A 15,587-nucleotide genomic window follows, 5' to 3' on the forward strand; every position below is an offset into this window, starting at 1 on the left:
CCGGGGTAATACGCAATTGCCGGTCTGAACAGCCCTTTTGGACAGGTTGAGCTGTCCATTTTGGTGGACACTCGCCTCCCGGCGGGGGGTGCCCTTGCCGCGGAGCCCCTGCCGGGTTACGATTGCGCCACGTTCCCGCGACCGCGCGGGGCCCTGGATTTAGAGTAGTTGACCATGGCGGACCATCTTCCGCCGGTTGCGCGTGAGCCTGCCGCAGAGTCCGGCACGGCAGACGAACCCGGCGTTCCGCGCCCCGCAACGGGGGACAGCGGCCTGCGCCGCACCGGCGCGCGCGGCGCGTCGGGGCCGCGACAGGCCTATGCGGCGATCGATCTGGGCACCAACAATTGTCGCCTGCTGATCGCCCGACCCGCGGGTGACAGTTTCGTGGTGATCGATGCGTTCAGCCGGGTGGTCCGGCTTGGCGAGGGACTCGCCCAGTCGGGACGGCTGAGCGACGCGGCCATGGACCGGGCGCTGGCCGCCCTGCAGATCTGCGCCGACAAGCTGCGCCGCCGCAACGTCCACCTCGCCCGGTCGGTGGCGACCGAGGCTTGCCGCCGCGCCAGCAACGGTGCCGAGTTTATCGAGCGGGTCCGGCGCGAGACCGGGATCGCGCTCAACGTGATCAGCGCGCAGGAAGAGGCGCGACTGGCGGTGCTCGGTTGCCACATCCTGCTTGAGCAGGGCGAGGGACCGGCGGTGATCTTCGACATCGGCGGCGGCTCCACCGAACTGGTGCTGATCGAAAGCGGCCCGGCCGTGCCGCGCATCCTTGACTGGCAATCGGTCCCCTGGGGCGTGGTCTCGTTGAGCGAGACCTGCGGGCCCGAGGGGGCCGACGCCACCCAGCGCGCGGCCCGCTACCAGCGGATGCGGAGCCTTGTCGACGAGGCCTTCGCCCCCTTCGCCGAACGGATCGCCCCGGCCCGGGCCGACCCGCCCACGGCCGAATCGCTGCGCCTGCTCGGCACGTCCGGCACGGTGACCACCCTGGCGAGCCTCCATCTCGACCTGCCCAGCTACGATCGCAGCGCGGTGGACGGCGTGATCGTCCCCGCCACGGCGATGCGGGCGATCGCCAGCCGCCTTTCCGGCCTGAGCCTGGCCGAGCGCCGCGAAGTGCCCTGCATCGGGCGCGAGCGCGCCGACCTGGTGGTGGCGGGTTGCGCGATCCTCGAATCGATCCTCGACATCTGGCCGGCCGATCGCCTGGGGGTTGCCGATCGGGGCATCCGCGAGGGAATCCTGCGCAGCCTGATGGCGACAGGCCTGCGCCGCGACGGGGCCGGTGCCCTGCGGACCGGGCAGGATGCGGTATGAGCCGCTCGGGTCGCGATCCCGGCACGCGCCTCAAGACGGCGAAGAAGCGGACGGTCAGTTCGGCCCGCTGGCTGCAGCGCCAGCTTAACGATCCCTATGTCCGGCAGGCCAAGGCCGATGGCTATCGCAGCCGCGCCGCCTACAAGCTGGCCGAACTGGACGAGCGCTTCGGCCTGCTCAAGGGCGTGCGCCGGGTGGTCGATCTGGGCATAGCCCCGGGCGGCTGGAGCCAGGTCGTGCGCCAACGGGCCCCCTCGGCCCGGGTGGTCGGGATCGACCTCTTGCCGACCGAGCCGATCGAAGGCGTCACGATCTTCGAGATGGACTTCATGGCCGATGAGGCGCCTCCGGCGCTGGAAGGGGCGCTGGACGGAGCGCCGGACTTGGTCCTGTCGGACATGGCGGCCAACACCGTGGGGCACAAGCAGACCGATCACCTGCGGACGATGGGTCTGGTGGAAACGGCGGTCGATTTCGCGATCCACACCCTTGCCCCCGGCGGTGCCTTCGTGGCCAAGGTCTTTGCCGGCGGCACCGATGCCGAACTGCTGACAATCCTCAAGCGCAACTTCGCCACGGTGAAACATGCCAAGCCGCCCGCCAGCCGCAAGGATTCGTCGGAGTGGTATGTGATCGCCCAGGGTTTCAAGGGTCCAGGGCCGCAAGGGTAGGGCCGCGTGCTGGCCCCCAGGCCATAACCAGAAGGTCAGCCCATAACGAAAAAGGCGGAGCCGCAGCCCCGCCTTTTGCGACAATCGCGCGGCTTGCCCGCGCGGAGGGCTCGGTTACTGCGCGGCGGCTTCCGAGGCCGGGGCTGCATCCCCAGCGGCGGCATCGGCGGGCGCTGCGTCGGCAGGGGCGGCATCCGCGGCGGGAGCGGCCGGGAGCGGCAGGTTGGAGCCCTGCGCGTTGAGGTACAGGATCACGTTGGCGCGCTCCTGCCCGTCGGCGAGGCCGGCGAAGCTCATCTTGGTGCCAGCAGCGAAGCCCTTGGGGTTCTTCAGCCACTGGTCAAGCGTGGCGAAATCCCACTTGCCACCCTTGGCCTTGAGGTCATCCGAGAAGGCATAGCCGCCGCGGCCCGAGGCGATCGACTCGCCGACCACACCATAGAGGTTGGGGCCAATTCCGCTGGCGCCGCCCTGGTTGATGGTGTGGCACGACTGGCACTTCTTGAAGGTGGCCTCGCCCTTGGCGGCATCGCCCTGAGCCAGCCGGGCCTCGATCGGCGCTTCGCCGCCGCCGGCGTCGCCCTCGCTGGAGACCACGCCTTCGATCTCGTAGCCCATCTTTTCGGGGCGTTCCGGCTTATCGGCCAGAAAGTGGTGGGCGGAAAGGCTGCCGAGGCCCAGGGCCACGATTCCCGAAAACAGTGCCCAGCCGGCGATCGTATTGTTGCGGTCTTCCATCAGTGCCCCGAGGTTGCTCTGGCGTTTGGCTGGCGCTCTAGTGAGGCAAGCGTCTGTGCGCAAGGGTCATTCCGGACAGTTTGCCACCTTACCGTCCGTTCCGTCCGCGCTGCGGATCGGGCGGGGCCGTCCCGACTGCCGAACGATTGCGCTTGCCCCCTGGCCGCCCGCCGGAATAAGCGCCATGCGCCATGCACAGCTATCCGCAACCCGCCGAAGCCCTGGTCGAGACCATGACCCGGGCCGCCCAGGTCGAGCCGAGCCGGGCCGTCGCCTTCCAGGGTGCGCCCGGGGCCAATTCGCATCGCGCCGCGCTGGAGTTCGCGCCCGACGGCCTGCCGTTGCCGTGCTTTTCCTTCGAGGACGCGCTCGATGCGGTGAAGGAAGGGCGGGCCGACCGGGCGATCATCCCGATCGAGAACTCGCAGCACGGCCGCGTGGCGGACATCCATTTCCTGCTGCCCGAATCCGGCCTGTCGATCGTGGCGGAGCATTTCCTGGCGATCACCCATGACCTGATGGCCCTGCCTGGCGCCCGCGGGCCCTTCGCCGTGGCCTGGTCGCATCCGCAGGCGCTGGGTCAGTCGCGGCACTTCCTGCGCCAGCGCGGGATCGTGCCCATGTCCTATGCGGACACGGCCGGGGCGGCGGCCTTCGTGCGCGAGCAGGGCGATCCGGCCGCCGCGGCGATCGCGCCCCGGCTGGCGGCTGAGCTTTACGGGCTCGACGTGGTGGAGCAGCGAGTCGAGGACGCGGCCGATAACACCACCCGCTTCGTCGTGCTCGCCCGGGCACCCCTGTCGGCAGCCGAGCGGGGGGCAGGGCCAGCGATGACGACCATGGTGTTCGAAGTGCGCAACGTGCCGGCCGCGCTTTACAAGGCGCTGGGCGGCCTGGCCACCAACGGGGTCAACATGACCAAGCTGGAGAGCTACCAGAAGGGCGCCAGCTTCGCCGCGACCATGTTCTATGCCGATATCGTCGGGGCGCCCGGCGAGCCCTCGGTTGATCTGGCGCTCGAGGAGCTGGCCTTCCACTGCAAGGATCTGCGCCTGCTCGGCTGCTATCCCCAGGCCCGCCCACGTGGCTGAGAACGCGGCTTTCGTCGCCGGGGATGCGGCTGCCGCGGCAGGGCCGGTCGTGCTGCGGGCGCCCACGGTGGACGATCTCACCGCCCTGTCGGTGCTCGGCATCGCCGCCTTCGTCCACAAGTTCGGGGACCTCTACCGGCCGCAGGATCTGCTGCCGTTCCTGATGGAGACCTACACCGAGGCGGCGCTGGCCCCAGAGATCGCCGATCCGGCCAAGCTTTACCGCGTGGCCGAACAGGATGGGGTGCTGGTGGGCTGGTGCAAGGTCGGGCTGACCTGCGGCTTTCCGGACCACGCCCGCGGAAACCGGGTGATGGAGCTGAAACAGCTCTACACCGCCCCCCGGGCGACGGGGCAGGGGCTCGGGCGCCAACTGATGGACTGGGCCATGAGCGAGTTCGCCGCCCGCGGGGCGGACGAGGTGCAGATCTCGGTCTGGTCGGGCAATCCCGGCGCCCAGCGGTTCTACCAGCGCTATGGCTTCGCCAAGGTGGCCGACATCTCCTTCCGGGTCGGCAGCCAGCTCGACGACGAGTTCCTGTTCGCGCGGATGTTGTGAGCGCCTAGCCCGGTGGTGCGTCGCGCCACCGGGCCGGGCTACAGGGCCGGGCTACCGGGCCGGGCTACTGGGCCGGGTTATGCGCGGCCAGGAACGCATCGAGCTTGTCGTACCACAACTGTGCGCTCTCCTGCGACGAGAACCCGTGGCCCTCGTTGGCGATCTCGTAGTACTCGTAACTCTTGCCGGCGGCCTTCAGCGCATCGGCGTAAAGCCGCGATTGCTTGGGCTGTACCGTCTGGTCGTCGGTGCCGTGGAGCAGCATGACCGGCACTTTCAGTCGATCGATGCTGAACAGCGGCGAGAAGGCCCTGAGATCGACGGTGGGATCGCCCTGGACCTGCTGGCGCCACTCCTCGCGCTCCTGCTTGTCGCCCATCGAGTTCATCTGGTACTTGAGGCTTCGCGGCATGTCGGAAATGCCGGCGAAGCTGACCGCGCAGCGATAGCGCTCGGGATTGCGCGTGGCGCCCCACAGCGCGGCATAGCCACCATAGGACGATCCGACGAGGCAGGTGCGCTTGGCATCGACGATCCCGCGCTTGACCAGCCAGTCCATGCCGTCGTCCAGATCGTCCTGCATGGCACGGCCCCACTGGGCGTGGCCCGCCTCCTCGAAGCTTTTCCCATAGGATTCCGATCCGCGGAACTGCGGTTGCAGGACAACGTAGCCGCGGTTCGCCAGAAACTGGACATCGGAATCGTAGTCACCATGGTCCCGCACGAAATAGGGGCCGCCATGGGGCAGGATGATCAGGGGCAACCCCTTGGCGGGCCGCCCCGGCGGCAGGGTGAGGTAGGCCGGGATCACCGTGCCGTCGCGCGCGGTGTAGTGGACATAGCGGCTGACCGCGAGGTCGGCCGGCTTCAGTCCGGGGTTCCGCTTGGTCAGGGGAGCCAGAGTCGGCGACGCGGCCTGCCAGATGAAGTATCGGCCCGGGTCATTGGAGGCCATCACATGCACGACCATGACGGTGTTGTCGCGATTGCGTGAGGTGATCCAGACTTCCCGATCCCCCAGGGTGCCGCTGATCGCTTTGTCGAGCGCGGCCTGCAGCTCTGCCATCGCGGGATCGAACCACCGTACCCGGTCCCGGCTGTCGGTAAAGGTCGCGACGAACACCGACTTGCCGTCTTCGGTGGTGCTGGCCCAGTCCACATCCGCGCCCGGTGCGGCAAAGACCATCTCGCCCCGCTGGTGTGTGGCGAAATTGTAGCGATAGATTGCGCTGCGGCCGGTGTCTGCGGCGGTGTCCAGGATGAAGCCTTCGTCGGTCCCGGCGGCGAAGGTGAACGTCTTGTCACGGGCGAACTTGGCCGCGTCGTCGTCCTTGTCGGTCCCCCGCGCGACCACCTTGAACCGTTCCGTCGGGTCCTTGCGGTAAACCATCTGCCAGTGGTGCGCATCCACCCAGCCATATCCGTAGCGCACCACTCCGGCGGTGTCGGCATACCAGTTCCACACGCTCGGCATGGACCCGACCACCTTGCTCGCCCGGTTGGTCGCCAGGTCGACGCTGAACACTGCCGGATAATCGTAGATCGACGGCTGGAAGGCGACCAGTGCCGTCTTGCCCTCGGGATCGGTCCACAGCAGGTCATCGCCCCGCAGACCCATCTCGTACCCTTTGCCGACCACCTGCAGCTTGTGAGTGGTCAGGTCGGCGATAACCAGCCGGGTCGCCCGCGCCTCGTCATCGTCCCACGGGACCATCTGCCCGACACTGACCAGCAGCCGGTCATCCCCCGCCCAGCGGTAATAGTTGAAGTCCATCTTCGCAGGGATCTGGAACGTCCACGGCTGGTCGGCGCCGTCGAGCCGCCGGATGCGGATATACTCCTTGCCTTCGATCGTGATCCGCGCGGCGAAGCGCTGGCCGCTGGGGGACAGCACGATATTGCGGAAATCGGCGGGAGTGGCGAAGACGCTGGTGGGAATGCGCGCCGGCACCGGGCGGGACGCATTCTGCGCCAGGATCGCGTCGGTGATCTCAACCGCCTGCGGGGGAGCGCCCGCCGCGCCGCCCGGCGACTGGGCCTGGGCCAGTTGCGCGAGCAGGCTCCCCGCCACGATCAATCCCGTCAGACCCGACCGTCTCGTCCGTCCGCTCATGCCAGCCCCCTGCCAAGCGCGATTCAGACCCCCTATGCTATCGATTGCTTTGCTGATGGCAAGGTGGCATCGGCAGCCCGATCCACCGATCGCGCCGGTCGTTGCTGTCGCGATTGCCCGATGCGCCGCAGCGTTCTATATCGCTGCCCATGTCCTCGATCAGACCCTGGCGCACCGTGATGCGCCGTCAGTGCCGCCAGATCATGGTGGGATCCGTGCCCGTTGGCGGCGACGCGCCGATCACCGTGCAGACCATGACGAACACGCCGACAGCGGATGCGAGGGCAACGATCGATCAGATCCGCCGCTGCGAGGATGCCGGGGCCGACATCATCCGCGTGTCCTGCCCGGACGAGGCGAGCACCGCGGCCATGCGCGAGATCACCCGCGCCGCCCGCATCCCGGTGGTTGCCGACATCCACTTTCACTACAAGCGCGCGCTGGAGGCGGCCGATGCCGGCGCGGCCTGTCTGCGCATCAACCCGGGCAACATCGGCAGCAGCGATCGCGTGGCCGAAGTGGTGCGCGCGGCCAAGGCCAACGGCTGTGCGATCCGCATCGGCGTCAATGCCGGCAGCCTGGAGAAGGACCTGCTGGAGAAGTATGGGGAGCCGTGCCCCGAAGCCCTGGTCGAAAGCGCGCTCGATCACATCAAGCTGCTGCAGGATCATGACTTCCACCAGTACAAGGTGGCGGTGAAGGCCAGCGACGTGTTCCTGGCGGTGGCGGCGTACCAGGCCCTGTCCGAAGCGGTCGACTGTCCGCTCCACCTCGGTATCACCGAGGCCGGCGGGCTGATCGGCGGCACGGTCAAGTCGGCGATCGGCATCGGCAGCCTGCTCTGGGCCGGGATCGGCGACACGATCCGCGTCTCGCTTTCGGCCGAACCCGAGGAAGAGGTTCGGGTCGGGTTCGAGATCCTCAAGGCGCTGGGCCTGCGCACCCGCGGCGTGCGGATCGTTTCCTGCCCGTCCTGCGCACGGCAGGGTTTCGATGTGATCCGCACGGTCGAGGCGCTGGAAAAGCGCCTGTCGCACATCAAGACGCCGCTCTCGCTCTCGGTCCTCGGCTGCGTCGTCAACGGTCCGGGCGAAGCCCGCGAGACCGACATCGGCCTGACGGGCGGCGGCAACGGCAAGCACATGGTCTATCTGTCGGGCGTGACCGACCACACGATCGAAAGCGAGGCCATGCTCGATCACATCGTCCGCCTGGTCGAAGCCAAGGCGGCCGAGCTTGAAGCGGGCGCCGCGGCCGATGGCGATCCGGTTCCGGCCTGACCAGCGCTTCGGCGCGGCCGGTCGACCCTAGTCTACCCGGCCAATGATCCGGTAACCACTCGCCGCTATCCTGTGTGGCGATGAAGAACATCGGCTTCCTGTTGATCGGCCTGTTTGCCGTGGCCCTGGCCTTCGGCGGGAATCGTGCGCCGTTCGGGGCCAGCCCGCCGCCCGAGCCGACCGCGGCGATCGCGACCAGCCCCAACGCCGGGGCGGCCGCGGGGGCCAGTCGGTTCACCCCCGAAGGGATCACGATCGCCCGCGGCAGCGACGAGCAGTTTCACCTCGATCTGGCCGTCAACGGATCGTCGACGCGCTTTCTGGTCGATACCGGCGCGGACGTGGTCGCCCTGACCGAGGCCGATGCCCAGCGCGCCGGGATCGCGGTCGATCCGGGAGCCTACCGCCCGATCCTGCGCACCGCCTCGGGCGAGGGGATGGGCATGCCGGTCAAGCTGGACCGGCTCGAAATGGGCACGTCCGAACTGCGCAACATCGATGCGGTGGTGGTCAAGGACCTCGACACCAGCCTGCTCGGCCAGTCGGTGCTGGGCCGGATCGGGCGGGTCGAGCTGCGCGGCGATGCGATGGTGCTGGAGCCGGCGCGCTGATCCGAGGCCGCGGCCCTAGGTTGCCAAGTCGGGGCTCAAGACGCTAACCGCGGCCCATGTCCATTGCCATCCGTCCCGCCACTCCCGCCGATCTGCCGCTGATTGGCGCCCTGATTCATGAACTGGCGGTCTACGAAAAGCTGGCCCACGAGGTGCGGTTCGACCTGGCCGTGATGGAACAGCACCTGTTCGGTCCCCATCCGATGGCCGAGGTGGTGATGGGTGAGCTGGACGGGGTGGCCCAGGGTTTCGCGCTGTTCTTCCACAATTTCTCCACCTTCGAAGGCCGTCCCGGGATCTATCTGGAAGACCTGTTCGTGCGCCCCGAGGCGCGCGGCGCCGGTCTCGGCAAGGCCTTGCTGGCCGAGCTGGCGCGGCTGGCGGTGGAGCGGGGCTGCGCCCGGTTCGAATGGTCGGTGCTGGACTGGAACACGCCGTCGATCGGCTTCTACCGGGCGCTGGGCGCGCGGGCGATGGATGACTGGACGGTGATGCGCGTCGACGGGGCGGCGCTCGCTGCGCTGGCGAAGCTGGCCGAAGCGCGGTAAACCGGGCGGATGGATCGCAGACAGTTGCTGGCAGGCGGACTCGCCGCGAGCGCGCTTGGCGCCTTGCCCGCGCGTGTCCGCGCGCAGGCCTGGTCGATCACCGAGCAGCATCGCAGGGTGCTGGCCGTGGCGGCGGAACAACTGGAACGGCACCGCGCCGGATTGTGGCGGACCGATCTGGTCGGGATCGCCGATTTCGCGCTGCCCTCGTCGCTCCCCCGGTTCCATTTCGCCAACCTGGAACAGGGTACGGTGCGATCGTTCCTGGTCGCCCACGGCAAGGGCTCCGACCCGGAGCATGACGGCTTCCTGAAGACCTTTTCCAATGTGCCCAACAGCCTGGCGACCAGTCGCGGCGCCTACGTCACGTACGAGTGGTACAAGGGCCGATACGGCACGTCGATCCGGCTCGGCGGGATCGAGGCCGACAACTCCAACGCTTTGGACCGGGCGATCGTGCTCCATCCGGCGTGGTACGCCAACCCTGCCATGCTCGAGAAGTGGGGCAAGCTGGGGCGCAGCGACGGCTGCTTTGCGATGGCCGAGGACGATTTCAACGAGGCCTTGTGGCACCTGTCGGGCGGGCGGCTGATTTACGCCGACAAGCTCGGGCTCGGCTGAGCCCGGCCATGCAGATCGCGGTGCTGACCTTCGACGGCTACAACGAGCTCGATTCGTTCATTGCCGCGGCCATGCTCAATCGCATGAAGGGTGCAGGGTGGATGGCCTGGATCACCAGCCCGGCGGAGCAGGTCACCTCGATGAACGGGGTCACGGTCCAGCGCCAGCGGCCCCTGGACTTCGCGCGCCAGGCCGATGCGGTGCTGATCGGCAGCGGCATCCGCACGCGCGAGATCGCGGCCGACCCAGGGCTGCGCGATCAGCTCGGGCTCGATCCCCGGCGCCAGCTCATCGGCGCGCAATGTTCGGGCACCCTGCTGCTCGCCCGCCTGGGACTGATCGGTGGCCTCCCGGCCTGTACCGACCTGACCACCAAGCCGTGGGTGGTGGAGGCCGGGGTCGACGTGATCGATGCCCCGTTCGTTGCCCACGGCAATGTGGCCACGGCGGGTGGGTGCCTGGCTTCCACCTACCTCGCCACCTGGCTGATCGCACGGGGATCATCGTGGGACGCGGCGGCCGAGGTCCTGCGCTATGTCGCCCCGGTCGGCGAAAAGAGCGACTGGGTCGAACGCGCCCGCGCCGTAGTCCAGCCGTTCCTCTGAGAGCGCGCGTCCGGCCTCAGCGCGGCCGGTGCTGGGTGCCCACGCCCGAAGTGATGAACAGGACCGTGGCCGGCGAGGCGACATCGGCGGTGTGCCACACCCCCGGCGGGTTGATCGCATATTCCCCGGCCGCGAGAGTGATCATTCCGGTCGCCCCGTCGGGCGCCTCCTGATGGAGCGCGATCATCCCCGCAAGGCACACCACCAGTTCCTCACCGGACGGGTGCATTTCCCACGAATCCCAGCTTTCCGAGAAGGTGTAGAGCGAGACCAGCCGGCCCTCGTGGCCGTCCGCGGCGTGGCGTGCGACATAGTCCGCATACCAGGCCATCCCGGTGAACTCCGGCTGGGGGATCACCCGCGCGCCCAGCCCGAGGTGGACCGGGTGCGTGAACAGCGAAGGGGCGACGGCGTCAGGCATCGCCCGGGGCTCCCATCACGAAGGCGTTGAGCTTGTTGCCATCGGGGTCCCGGAAATAGGCGGCGTAGAAGGTCTCGCCGCGCGGTCCGGGCGCACCCTCGCAGGTGCCGCCGTGCGCCAGGGCAATGGCATGGAGCCGATCGACCTGCGCGGCGTCCTTCGCTTCGAGCGCGACCATCACCCCGTTGCCCACCGTGGCCGGCTGGCCGTCGAAGGGCAGGGTCAGGCCGATGCCGGCGCTGCCACCCGGGGTGCCCCAGGCGATCGCCTGGTCCCATTCCATCATCCGGCCGGTGCCGAGTTCGGCGGCCAGGGCATCGTAGAAGGCCGCCCCGCGCGCGAGGTCGTTGGTGCCGAGTGTGACGTAGCCGATCATCGCCGCTGTTCCCCTTCTGCCGCGCACCCGCTCACCGAGTCGCATAGGAACATTACAGGAACAGGCGGGGTTCGACCAGAGCCCTTGCGCGACACCGCGCCCCGCTTAGCCCAGCGGCGCGCATTGCTCCTGCAACCAGGCCAGCACCTCGCCCTCGACCTGCGGGCCGACGATCTCCAGCACGCGGGCGTGATAGGCGTTCCACCAGGCGATCTCGCCCGGTTCCAGGATCGCGTGGTTCAGCAGGCGCCGCTCGATCGGGACGTGAGTCAGGGTCTCGAAGCCGAGGTACTCGCCCTCGGCGCCGTCGATCTCGCGCCGCTCGACCAGGACCAGGTTCTCGATGCGGATGCCGTACTCGCCGCTCTTGTAGTAGCCGGGCTCGTTCGAGAGGATCATGCCGGCCAGCAGCTCCTGATCGGTCCCCGCCTGGCCGCCGGCGCTCTTGCCGATGCGCTGCGGGCCTTCGTGGACCGACAGGAAGCTGCCCACCCCGTGGCCGGTGCCGTGGGCATAGTCGAGCCCGGCGTGCCACAGCGACTGGCGTGCGAGGGTGTCGAGCTGGCCGCCGACCGTGCCTTGCGGAAACACCGCGCGGGCCAGCGCGATGTGCCCCTTGAGCACGCGGGTGAAGCGGTCGCAGACCTCGGCGGAGGGTTCGGTCGGCCCATCCACCCAGACCGTGCGGGTGATGTCGGTGGTGCCGTCGGGATACTGGCCGCCGCTGTCGACCAGATAGACGCTCGAGGGTTCGAGCGGCAGGCTCGATTCCTCGCTGACCCGGTAATGCGGGATCGCCGCATTGGGCCCCGCGCCCGAGATCGTGTCGAACGACAGGTCGCGCAGATCGCCGCTCATCTGGCGGAACTGCTGCAAGCGCTCGGCCGCCGACAGTTCGGTCACGCCGCCCTGCGGCGCGGTGACCGACAGCCAGTGGAGGAACCGCACCATGGCGGCGGCGTCGCGCGCCTGGGCGGCGCGATGGCCCTCCTGTTCGACCGGGTTCTTGATCGCCTTGGGCAGGACCGTGGGATCCATCGCCTCGACCACGGTGGCCCCCGCGGCGCCCAGCGCGGCCGAGACCGCGGCGACCGTACGCTCGGGATCGACCCCCACCTTCAGTCCCGACAGCCCTTCCAGCGTGGGCACGAAAGCCTCGCGCGGGCGGATCGCCACGGCATTGCCCAGGTGCTGGCGCAGCTCCGGGGTGACCTTTTCCTCGGCGATGAACAGCTCGGCCGTGCCATCAGCCCGGGCCAGCACGAAGGACAGGGCCACCGGGGTGCGATCGACATCGGCGCCGCGGATGTTGAGCAGCCAGGCGATCGAATCGAGCGCCGAGACGACCACCGCGTCGAGGCCATTGCTGGTCAGCCATTCGGCCACGGCGGCGCGCTTGGCCTCGCTCGCCTCGCCCGCGAAGCTGTCGGGGTGGACGATCGCCGGGGCGGGCGAGGGGGCAGGGCGGTCCGCCCAGACCGCGTCGACCGGGTTGCGCTCGACCGCGACCAGCCGGGCCTTGCGCGCGGCGAGCGCCCGGCTGGCGGCCGCGACCCAGCGCGGGCCGTGCAGCCAGGCATCGTATCCGATCTTAGCCCCTTCCGGAGCATGGGCGCCCAGCCACTTGGCCACCGGAGTCTGCGGCACCCCGACATATTCGTAGAGCCGCCCGTCGACCTGTTCGCGCACCTGCAGGGTGTAGCGCCCGTCGACAAAGATCGCCGCCCTGTCCTTCAGCACCACGGCGGTCCCGGCCGATCCGCCGAAGCCGGTCAGCCAGCCGAGGCGTTGGGCATAGGCGCCGACATATTCGCTCATGTGCTCGTCGGAGATCGGGATCACGAAGCCGTCGAGCCCTTGCCGCGCCAGTTCCTCGCGCAGGGCCTTCAGACGGTTTTCATGGGTGTTCATCAGCATGGTCGGCGAGTCCGGCTTGTTCTGGTTTCGCGCGCACCATAGATGCGCTGCATGGCCAATGACACCCCCCCTCTCGCTGCCCCGATTGCCGTCAAGCGTCCGCACAGCATCACGCACCATGGCATCACCGTGACCGACGATTATGCGTGGCTGCGCGATCCCGGCTATCCCGAGGTCAAGGATCCCGAGATCCTGGCCCATCTCGAGGCGGAGAACGCCTGGTTCGAGGCGCGCATGGCGGGCCAGCAGGCGCGGATCGACACGCTGTTCACCGAGATGCGCGCCCGGATCAAGGAGGCGGACCGGTCGGTGCCGCAGAAGGACGGCGACTATCTCTACTGGATCGAGTTCGAGGAGGGCGCCGAGTACAAGAAGTGGTGGCGCCGCCCGGTCGGCGCGGCGGACGACGGCAGCGCCGACGAGCTGATCCTGGACGAGGTCGCGCTGGCAGCGGGCAAGGATTACTTCCGGCTCGGCGCCCTGTCGGTCAGCAAGGACGGCCGCCTGCTGGCCTATGCCATCGACGACAACGGTTCGGAACGGTTCACCGCGCGGATCAAGGACCTCGCCACCGGCGAGCTGCTGCCCGATGAAATCCCCGGTACGCTGTCGGCGCTGGTCTGGGTCGCGGGGGACAAGGGGCTGGTCTACAGCCTCGCCAACGAGCAGTGGCGCACCGACAACGCCCGGCTCCACTGGCTCGGCCAGCCGGTCGAGAGCGACGTCGAGCTTTACCATGAAGACGACGAGGGCTTCCGGGTCGGCTCGGGCCTGTCGGCCAACGAGGAATGGCTGGTGATCTCGACCAGCGATCACGAGACCAGCGAGGTTCGGCTGGTCTCCGCCGCCGATCCGCTCGCCGCGCCGATCCTGGTCAAGGCGCGCCAGACCGGGGTGGAGTACGATGTCGACGTGCGCGGCGACACCCTGTTCGTCCACGCCAACGACACGCACGAGAACTTCCGCCTCGCCACGGCGCCGCTGGCCACCCCGGGTGACTGGACCACGCTGATTGCCGGCAGCGACGCCTTCTACCTGACCGGGTTCGAGCTGTTCAAAGACTTCTACGTGGTCGAGGGACGGCGCGGCGGGCTCGATCAGATCGAGCTGCGCTGGTACGACGATCCGGCCCGCGTCGAACCCATCGTGTTCCCCGAGGCGAGCTATGATGCCGGGCTGGGCGACAATCCCGAATGGGATACGCCGGTGCTGCGGCTGGGTTACGAATCGATGGTCAGCCCGGCCACGGTCTATGACTATCACGTGGCCGAACGCCGGTTGGAGGTGCGCAAGGTCCAGGAGATTCCCTCGGGCTACGATGCCGCGCTTTACGTGACCGAGCGGCTCGAGATTCCCGCGCGGGACGGCACCCCGATCCCGGTCTCGATCGTCATGCGGCGGGACCGGGCGCCCGGTGGACCGCTGCACCTCTACGGCTATGGCGCCTATGGCATCGCCATCGCGCCGGGCTTTTCGACCACGCGCCTGTCGCTGGTCGACCGCGGCTTTGCCTATGCCATCGCGCACATCCGCGGCGGCGACGATCTGGGCCGGGCCTGGTACAAGGCGGGCAAGCTCGACCGGCGGACCAACACCTTCACCGATTTCGTCGACGTGGCGAACGGACTGGTCGAGCGTCGCTACACCGCGCCGGGCCGGATCAGCATCTCGGGCGGATCGGCCGGGGGTGAGCTGATGGGCGCGGTGATCAATTCCGACCCGGCGCTGTGGGGCGCGGTGGTGGCCCACGTGCCCTTCGTCGACGTGCTCAACACCATGCTCGACGAGAGCCTGCCGCTGACTCCCGGCGAGTGGCCCGAATGGGGCAACCCGATCGAGGACGCGGCGGCCTTCGCGCTGATCCGTTCCTATTCCCCCTACGATCAGGTTGCCGCCCAGGCCTATCCGCCGCTGATGGTCACAGCCGGGCTGAACGATCCGCGGGTGACCTACTGGGAACCCGCCAAGTGGGTCGCCAAGCTGCGCGAGCTCAAGACCGACCGGAACGAGCTGCTGCTCAAGACCAACATGGGGGCTGGCCACGGCGGCAAGAGCGGCCGGTTCGAATCGCTGCGCGAAACCGCCGAGGAGTTCGCTTTCGTGCTCTGGCAACTGGGGGTGGAGGGCTAGGCGCCGGGCTGCCCAAGCCAAGGCTCATCAGGCCACAGGACACCATCGGTCCTCCGTCCGTTCCTGTCTCGACTTCGCTCGACACGAACGGGTAAGGAGGAGTCCAAGCCACGAGGAACGGATGCAGCCCCAGTTCACCCTGACCTTCACCGCCGGCCCCGAGCACATCGACGTGCTGGGCCATGTCAACAATGCGGTCTGGGTGCAGTGGATGGAGGCGATCGCCACCGCGCACTGGGAGGCCGTGGCCCCGCCCGAGCATGTCGCGGCCTATGTCTGGGTCGTGGCCCGGCACGAGATCGACTACAAGGGCAACATCGCCGAGGGCGAGAGCGTGACCGCCGAGACCTTCATTCCCGAGGGCCCCAGCGGCGCCCGGTTTGACCGGCGGGTGGACTTCCGCAATGCGGCCGGGAAGGTGATCGTTTCGGCGCGGACCACCTGGGCGATGATCGACAAGGCCACCGGGCGCCTGCTCCGCGTCACCCCCGAGGTCGCGGCGCCGTTTGTCGGCGGGCGCTGAGGACTTGGCCTTGGGACGATCGGGCGGACCCTTGGCAATACGCAAAAATGCGCCATGGGC

General features: G+C 68.7%; 16 protein-coding genes. 11 read left to right on the plus strand and 5 right to left on the minus strand.

The features are described 5' to 3' along the window. The first annotated feature begins 174 nt into the window (after positions 1–174). Both H7F49_RS06600 and H7F49_RS06605 read left to right on the plus strand, forming a co-directional pair. Positions 175–1,323, plus strand: coding sequence for a Ppx/GppA phosphatase family protein (locus H7F49_RS06600; RefSeq protein WP_185682780.1), 1,149 nt, complete (start codon positions 175–177; stop codon positions 1,321–1,323). Next, positions 1,320–1,994: an RlmE family RNA methyltransferase gene (locus tag H7F49_RS06605; protein ID WP_185682781.1), complete on the plus strand. Its 675-nt coding sequence runs from the start codon at positions 1,320–1,322 to the stop codon at positions 1,992–1,994. The genes H7F49_RS06600 and H7F49_RS06605 overlap by 4 nt, the downstream gene beginning before the upstream one ends. Before the next feature lie 114 nt (positions 1,995–2,108). Here H7F49_RS06605 and H7F49_RS06610 read toward each other — a convergent pair whose 3' ends face one another. After that, positions 2,109–2,732, minus strand: a complete 624-nt coding sequence (locus H7F49_RS06610; RefSeq protein WP_185682782.1) for a c-type cytochrome — start codon at positions 2,730–2,732, stop codon at positions 2,109–2,111. 191 nt (positions 2,733–2,923) lie between these two features. Here H7F49_RS06610 and H7F49_RS06615 point away from each other — a divergent pair, with 191 nt between their 5' ends. After that, positions 2,924–3,823, plus strand: a complete 900-nt coding sequence (locus tag H7F49_RS06615) for a prephenate dehydratase (protein ID WP_185682783.1) — start codon at positions 2,924–2,926, stop codon at positions 3,821–3,823. Beyond that, the gene (locus H7F49_RS06620) at positions 3,816–4,382 is read left to right on the plus strand and encodes a GNAT family N-acetyltransferase (RefSeq protein WP_185682827.1); all 567 of its coding nucleotides are present in this window, start codon (positions 3,816–3,818) and stop codon (positions 4,380–4,382) included. Before H7F49_RS06615 ends, H7F49_RS06620 begins: the two co-directional genes overlap by 8 nt. 64 nt (positions 4,383–4,446) lie before the next feature. Here the strand turns inward: H7F49_RS06620 and H7F49_RS06625 are convergent, their stop codons facing one another. Beyond that, positions 4,447–6,495, minus strand: a complete 2,049-nt coding sequence (locus H7F49_RS06625; RefSeq protein WP_185682784.1) for an alpha/beta hydrolase family protein — start codon at positions 6,493–6,495, stop codon at positions 4,447–4,449. 149 nt (positions 6,496–6,644) lie between these two features. Here H7F49_RS06625 and ispG point away from each other — a divergent pair, with 149 nt between their 5' ends. The 5 genes from ispG (at position 6,645) to H7F49_RS06650 (ending at position 10,160) form a co-directional block, all read left to right on the plus strand. Next, positions 6,645–7,775, plus strand: a complete 1,131-nt coding sequence (gene ispG / locus H7F49_RS06630; protein WP_185682785.1) for a flavodoxin-dependent (E)-4-hydroxy-3-methylbut-2-enyl-diphosphate synthase — start codon at positions 6,645–6,647, stop codon at positions 7,773–7,775. Positions 7,776–7,855: 80 nt separating this feature from the next. Next, positions 7,856–8,386: a retropepsin-like aspartic protease family protein gene (locus tag H7F49_RS06635; protein WP_185682786.1), complete on the plus strand. Its 531-nt coding sequence runs from the start codon at positions 7,856–7,858 to the stop codon at positions 8,384–8,386. Positions 8,387–8,442: 56 nt separating this feature from the next. Then, positions 8,443–8,934 (plus strand): GNAT family N-acetyltransferase, encoded by a 492-nt coding sequence (locus H7F49_RS06640; RefSeq protein ID WP_185682787.1) that lies wholly within the window; start codon positions 8,443–8,445, stop codon positions 8,932–8,934. A 9-nt stretch (positions 8,935–8,943) separates the two neighbouring features. Beyond that, positions 8,944–9,555, plus strand: a complete 612-nt coding sequence (locus H7F49_RS06645) for a murein L,D-transpeptidase catalytic domain-containing protein (protein ID WP_185682788.1) — start codon at positions 8,944–8,946, stop codon at positions 9,553–9,555. An 8-nt stretch (positions 9,556–9,563) separates the two neighbouring features. Then, positions 9,564–10,160: a DJ-1/PfpI family protein gene (locus H7F49_RS06650; protein ID WP_185682789.1), complete on the plus strand. Its 597-nt coding sequence runs from the start codon at positions 9,564–9,566 to the stop codon at positions 10,158–10,160. A 16-nt stretch (positions 10,161–10,176) separates the two neighbouring features. Here the strand turns inward: H7F49_RS06650 and H7F49_RS06655 are convergent, their stop codons facing one another. The 3 genes from H7F49_RS06655 to H7F49_RS06665 all read right to left on the minus strand — a co-directional run bounded on the left by H7F49_RS06655 (position 10,177) and on the right by H7F49_RS06665 (position 12,874). After that, on the minus strand, positions 10,177–10,581 hold the full coding sequence (locus H7F49_RS06655; RefSeq protein WP_185682790.1) for a cupin: 405 nt from the start codon (positions 10,579–10,581) through the stop codon (positions 10,177–10,179). Beyond that, on the minus strand, positions 10,574–10,957 hold the full coding sequence (locus H7F49_RS06660; protein WP_185682791.1) for a VOC family protein: 384 nt from the start codon (positions 10,955–10,957) through the stop codon (positions 10,574–10,576). The genes H7F49_RS06655 and H7F49_RS06660 overlap by 8 nt, the downstream gene beginning before the upstream one ends. A gap of 105 nt (positions 10,958–11,062) precedes the next feature. Next, entirely contained in the window at positions 11,063–12,874 is a 1,812-nt protein-coding gene (locus H7F49_RS06665) for an aminopeptidase P family protein (RefSeq protein ID WP_185682792.1), read from the minus strand. A gap of 42 nt (positions 12,875–12,916) precedes the next feature. Here H7F49_RS06665 and H7F49_RS06670 point away from each other — a divergent pair, with 42 nt between their 5' ends. Further along, positions 12,917–15,004, plus strand: coding sequence for a S9 family peptidase (locus H7F49_RS06670; protein WP_185682793.1), 2,088 nt, complete (start codon positions 12,917–12,919; stop codon positions 15,002–15,004). A 121-nt stretch (positions 15,005–15,125) separates the two neighbouring features. After that, positions 15,126–15,527, plus strand: coding sequence for an acyl-CoA thioesterase (locus H7F49_RS06675; RefSeq protein ID WP_185682794.1), 402 nt, complete (start codon positions 15,126–15,128; stop codon positions 15,525–15,527). Positions 15,528–15,587: the final 60 nt, after the last annotated feature.

This window comes from Novosphingobium aerophilum, from assembly GCF_014230305.1.
Lineage (GTDB): Bacteria > Pseudomonadota > Alphaproteobacteria > Sphingomonadales > Sphingomonadaceae > Novosphingobium > Novosphingobium aerophilum.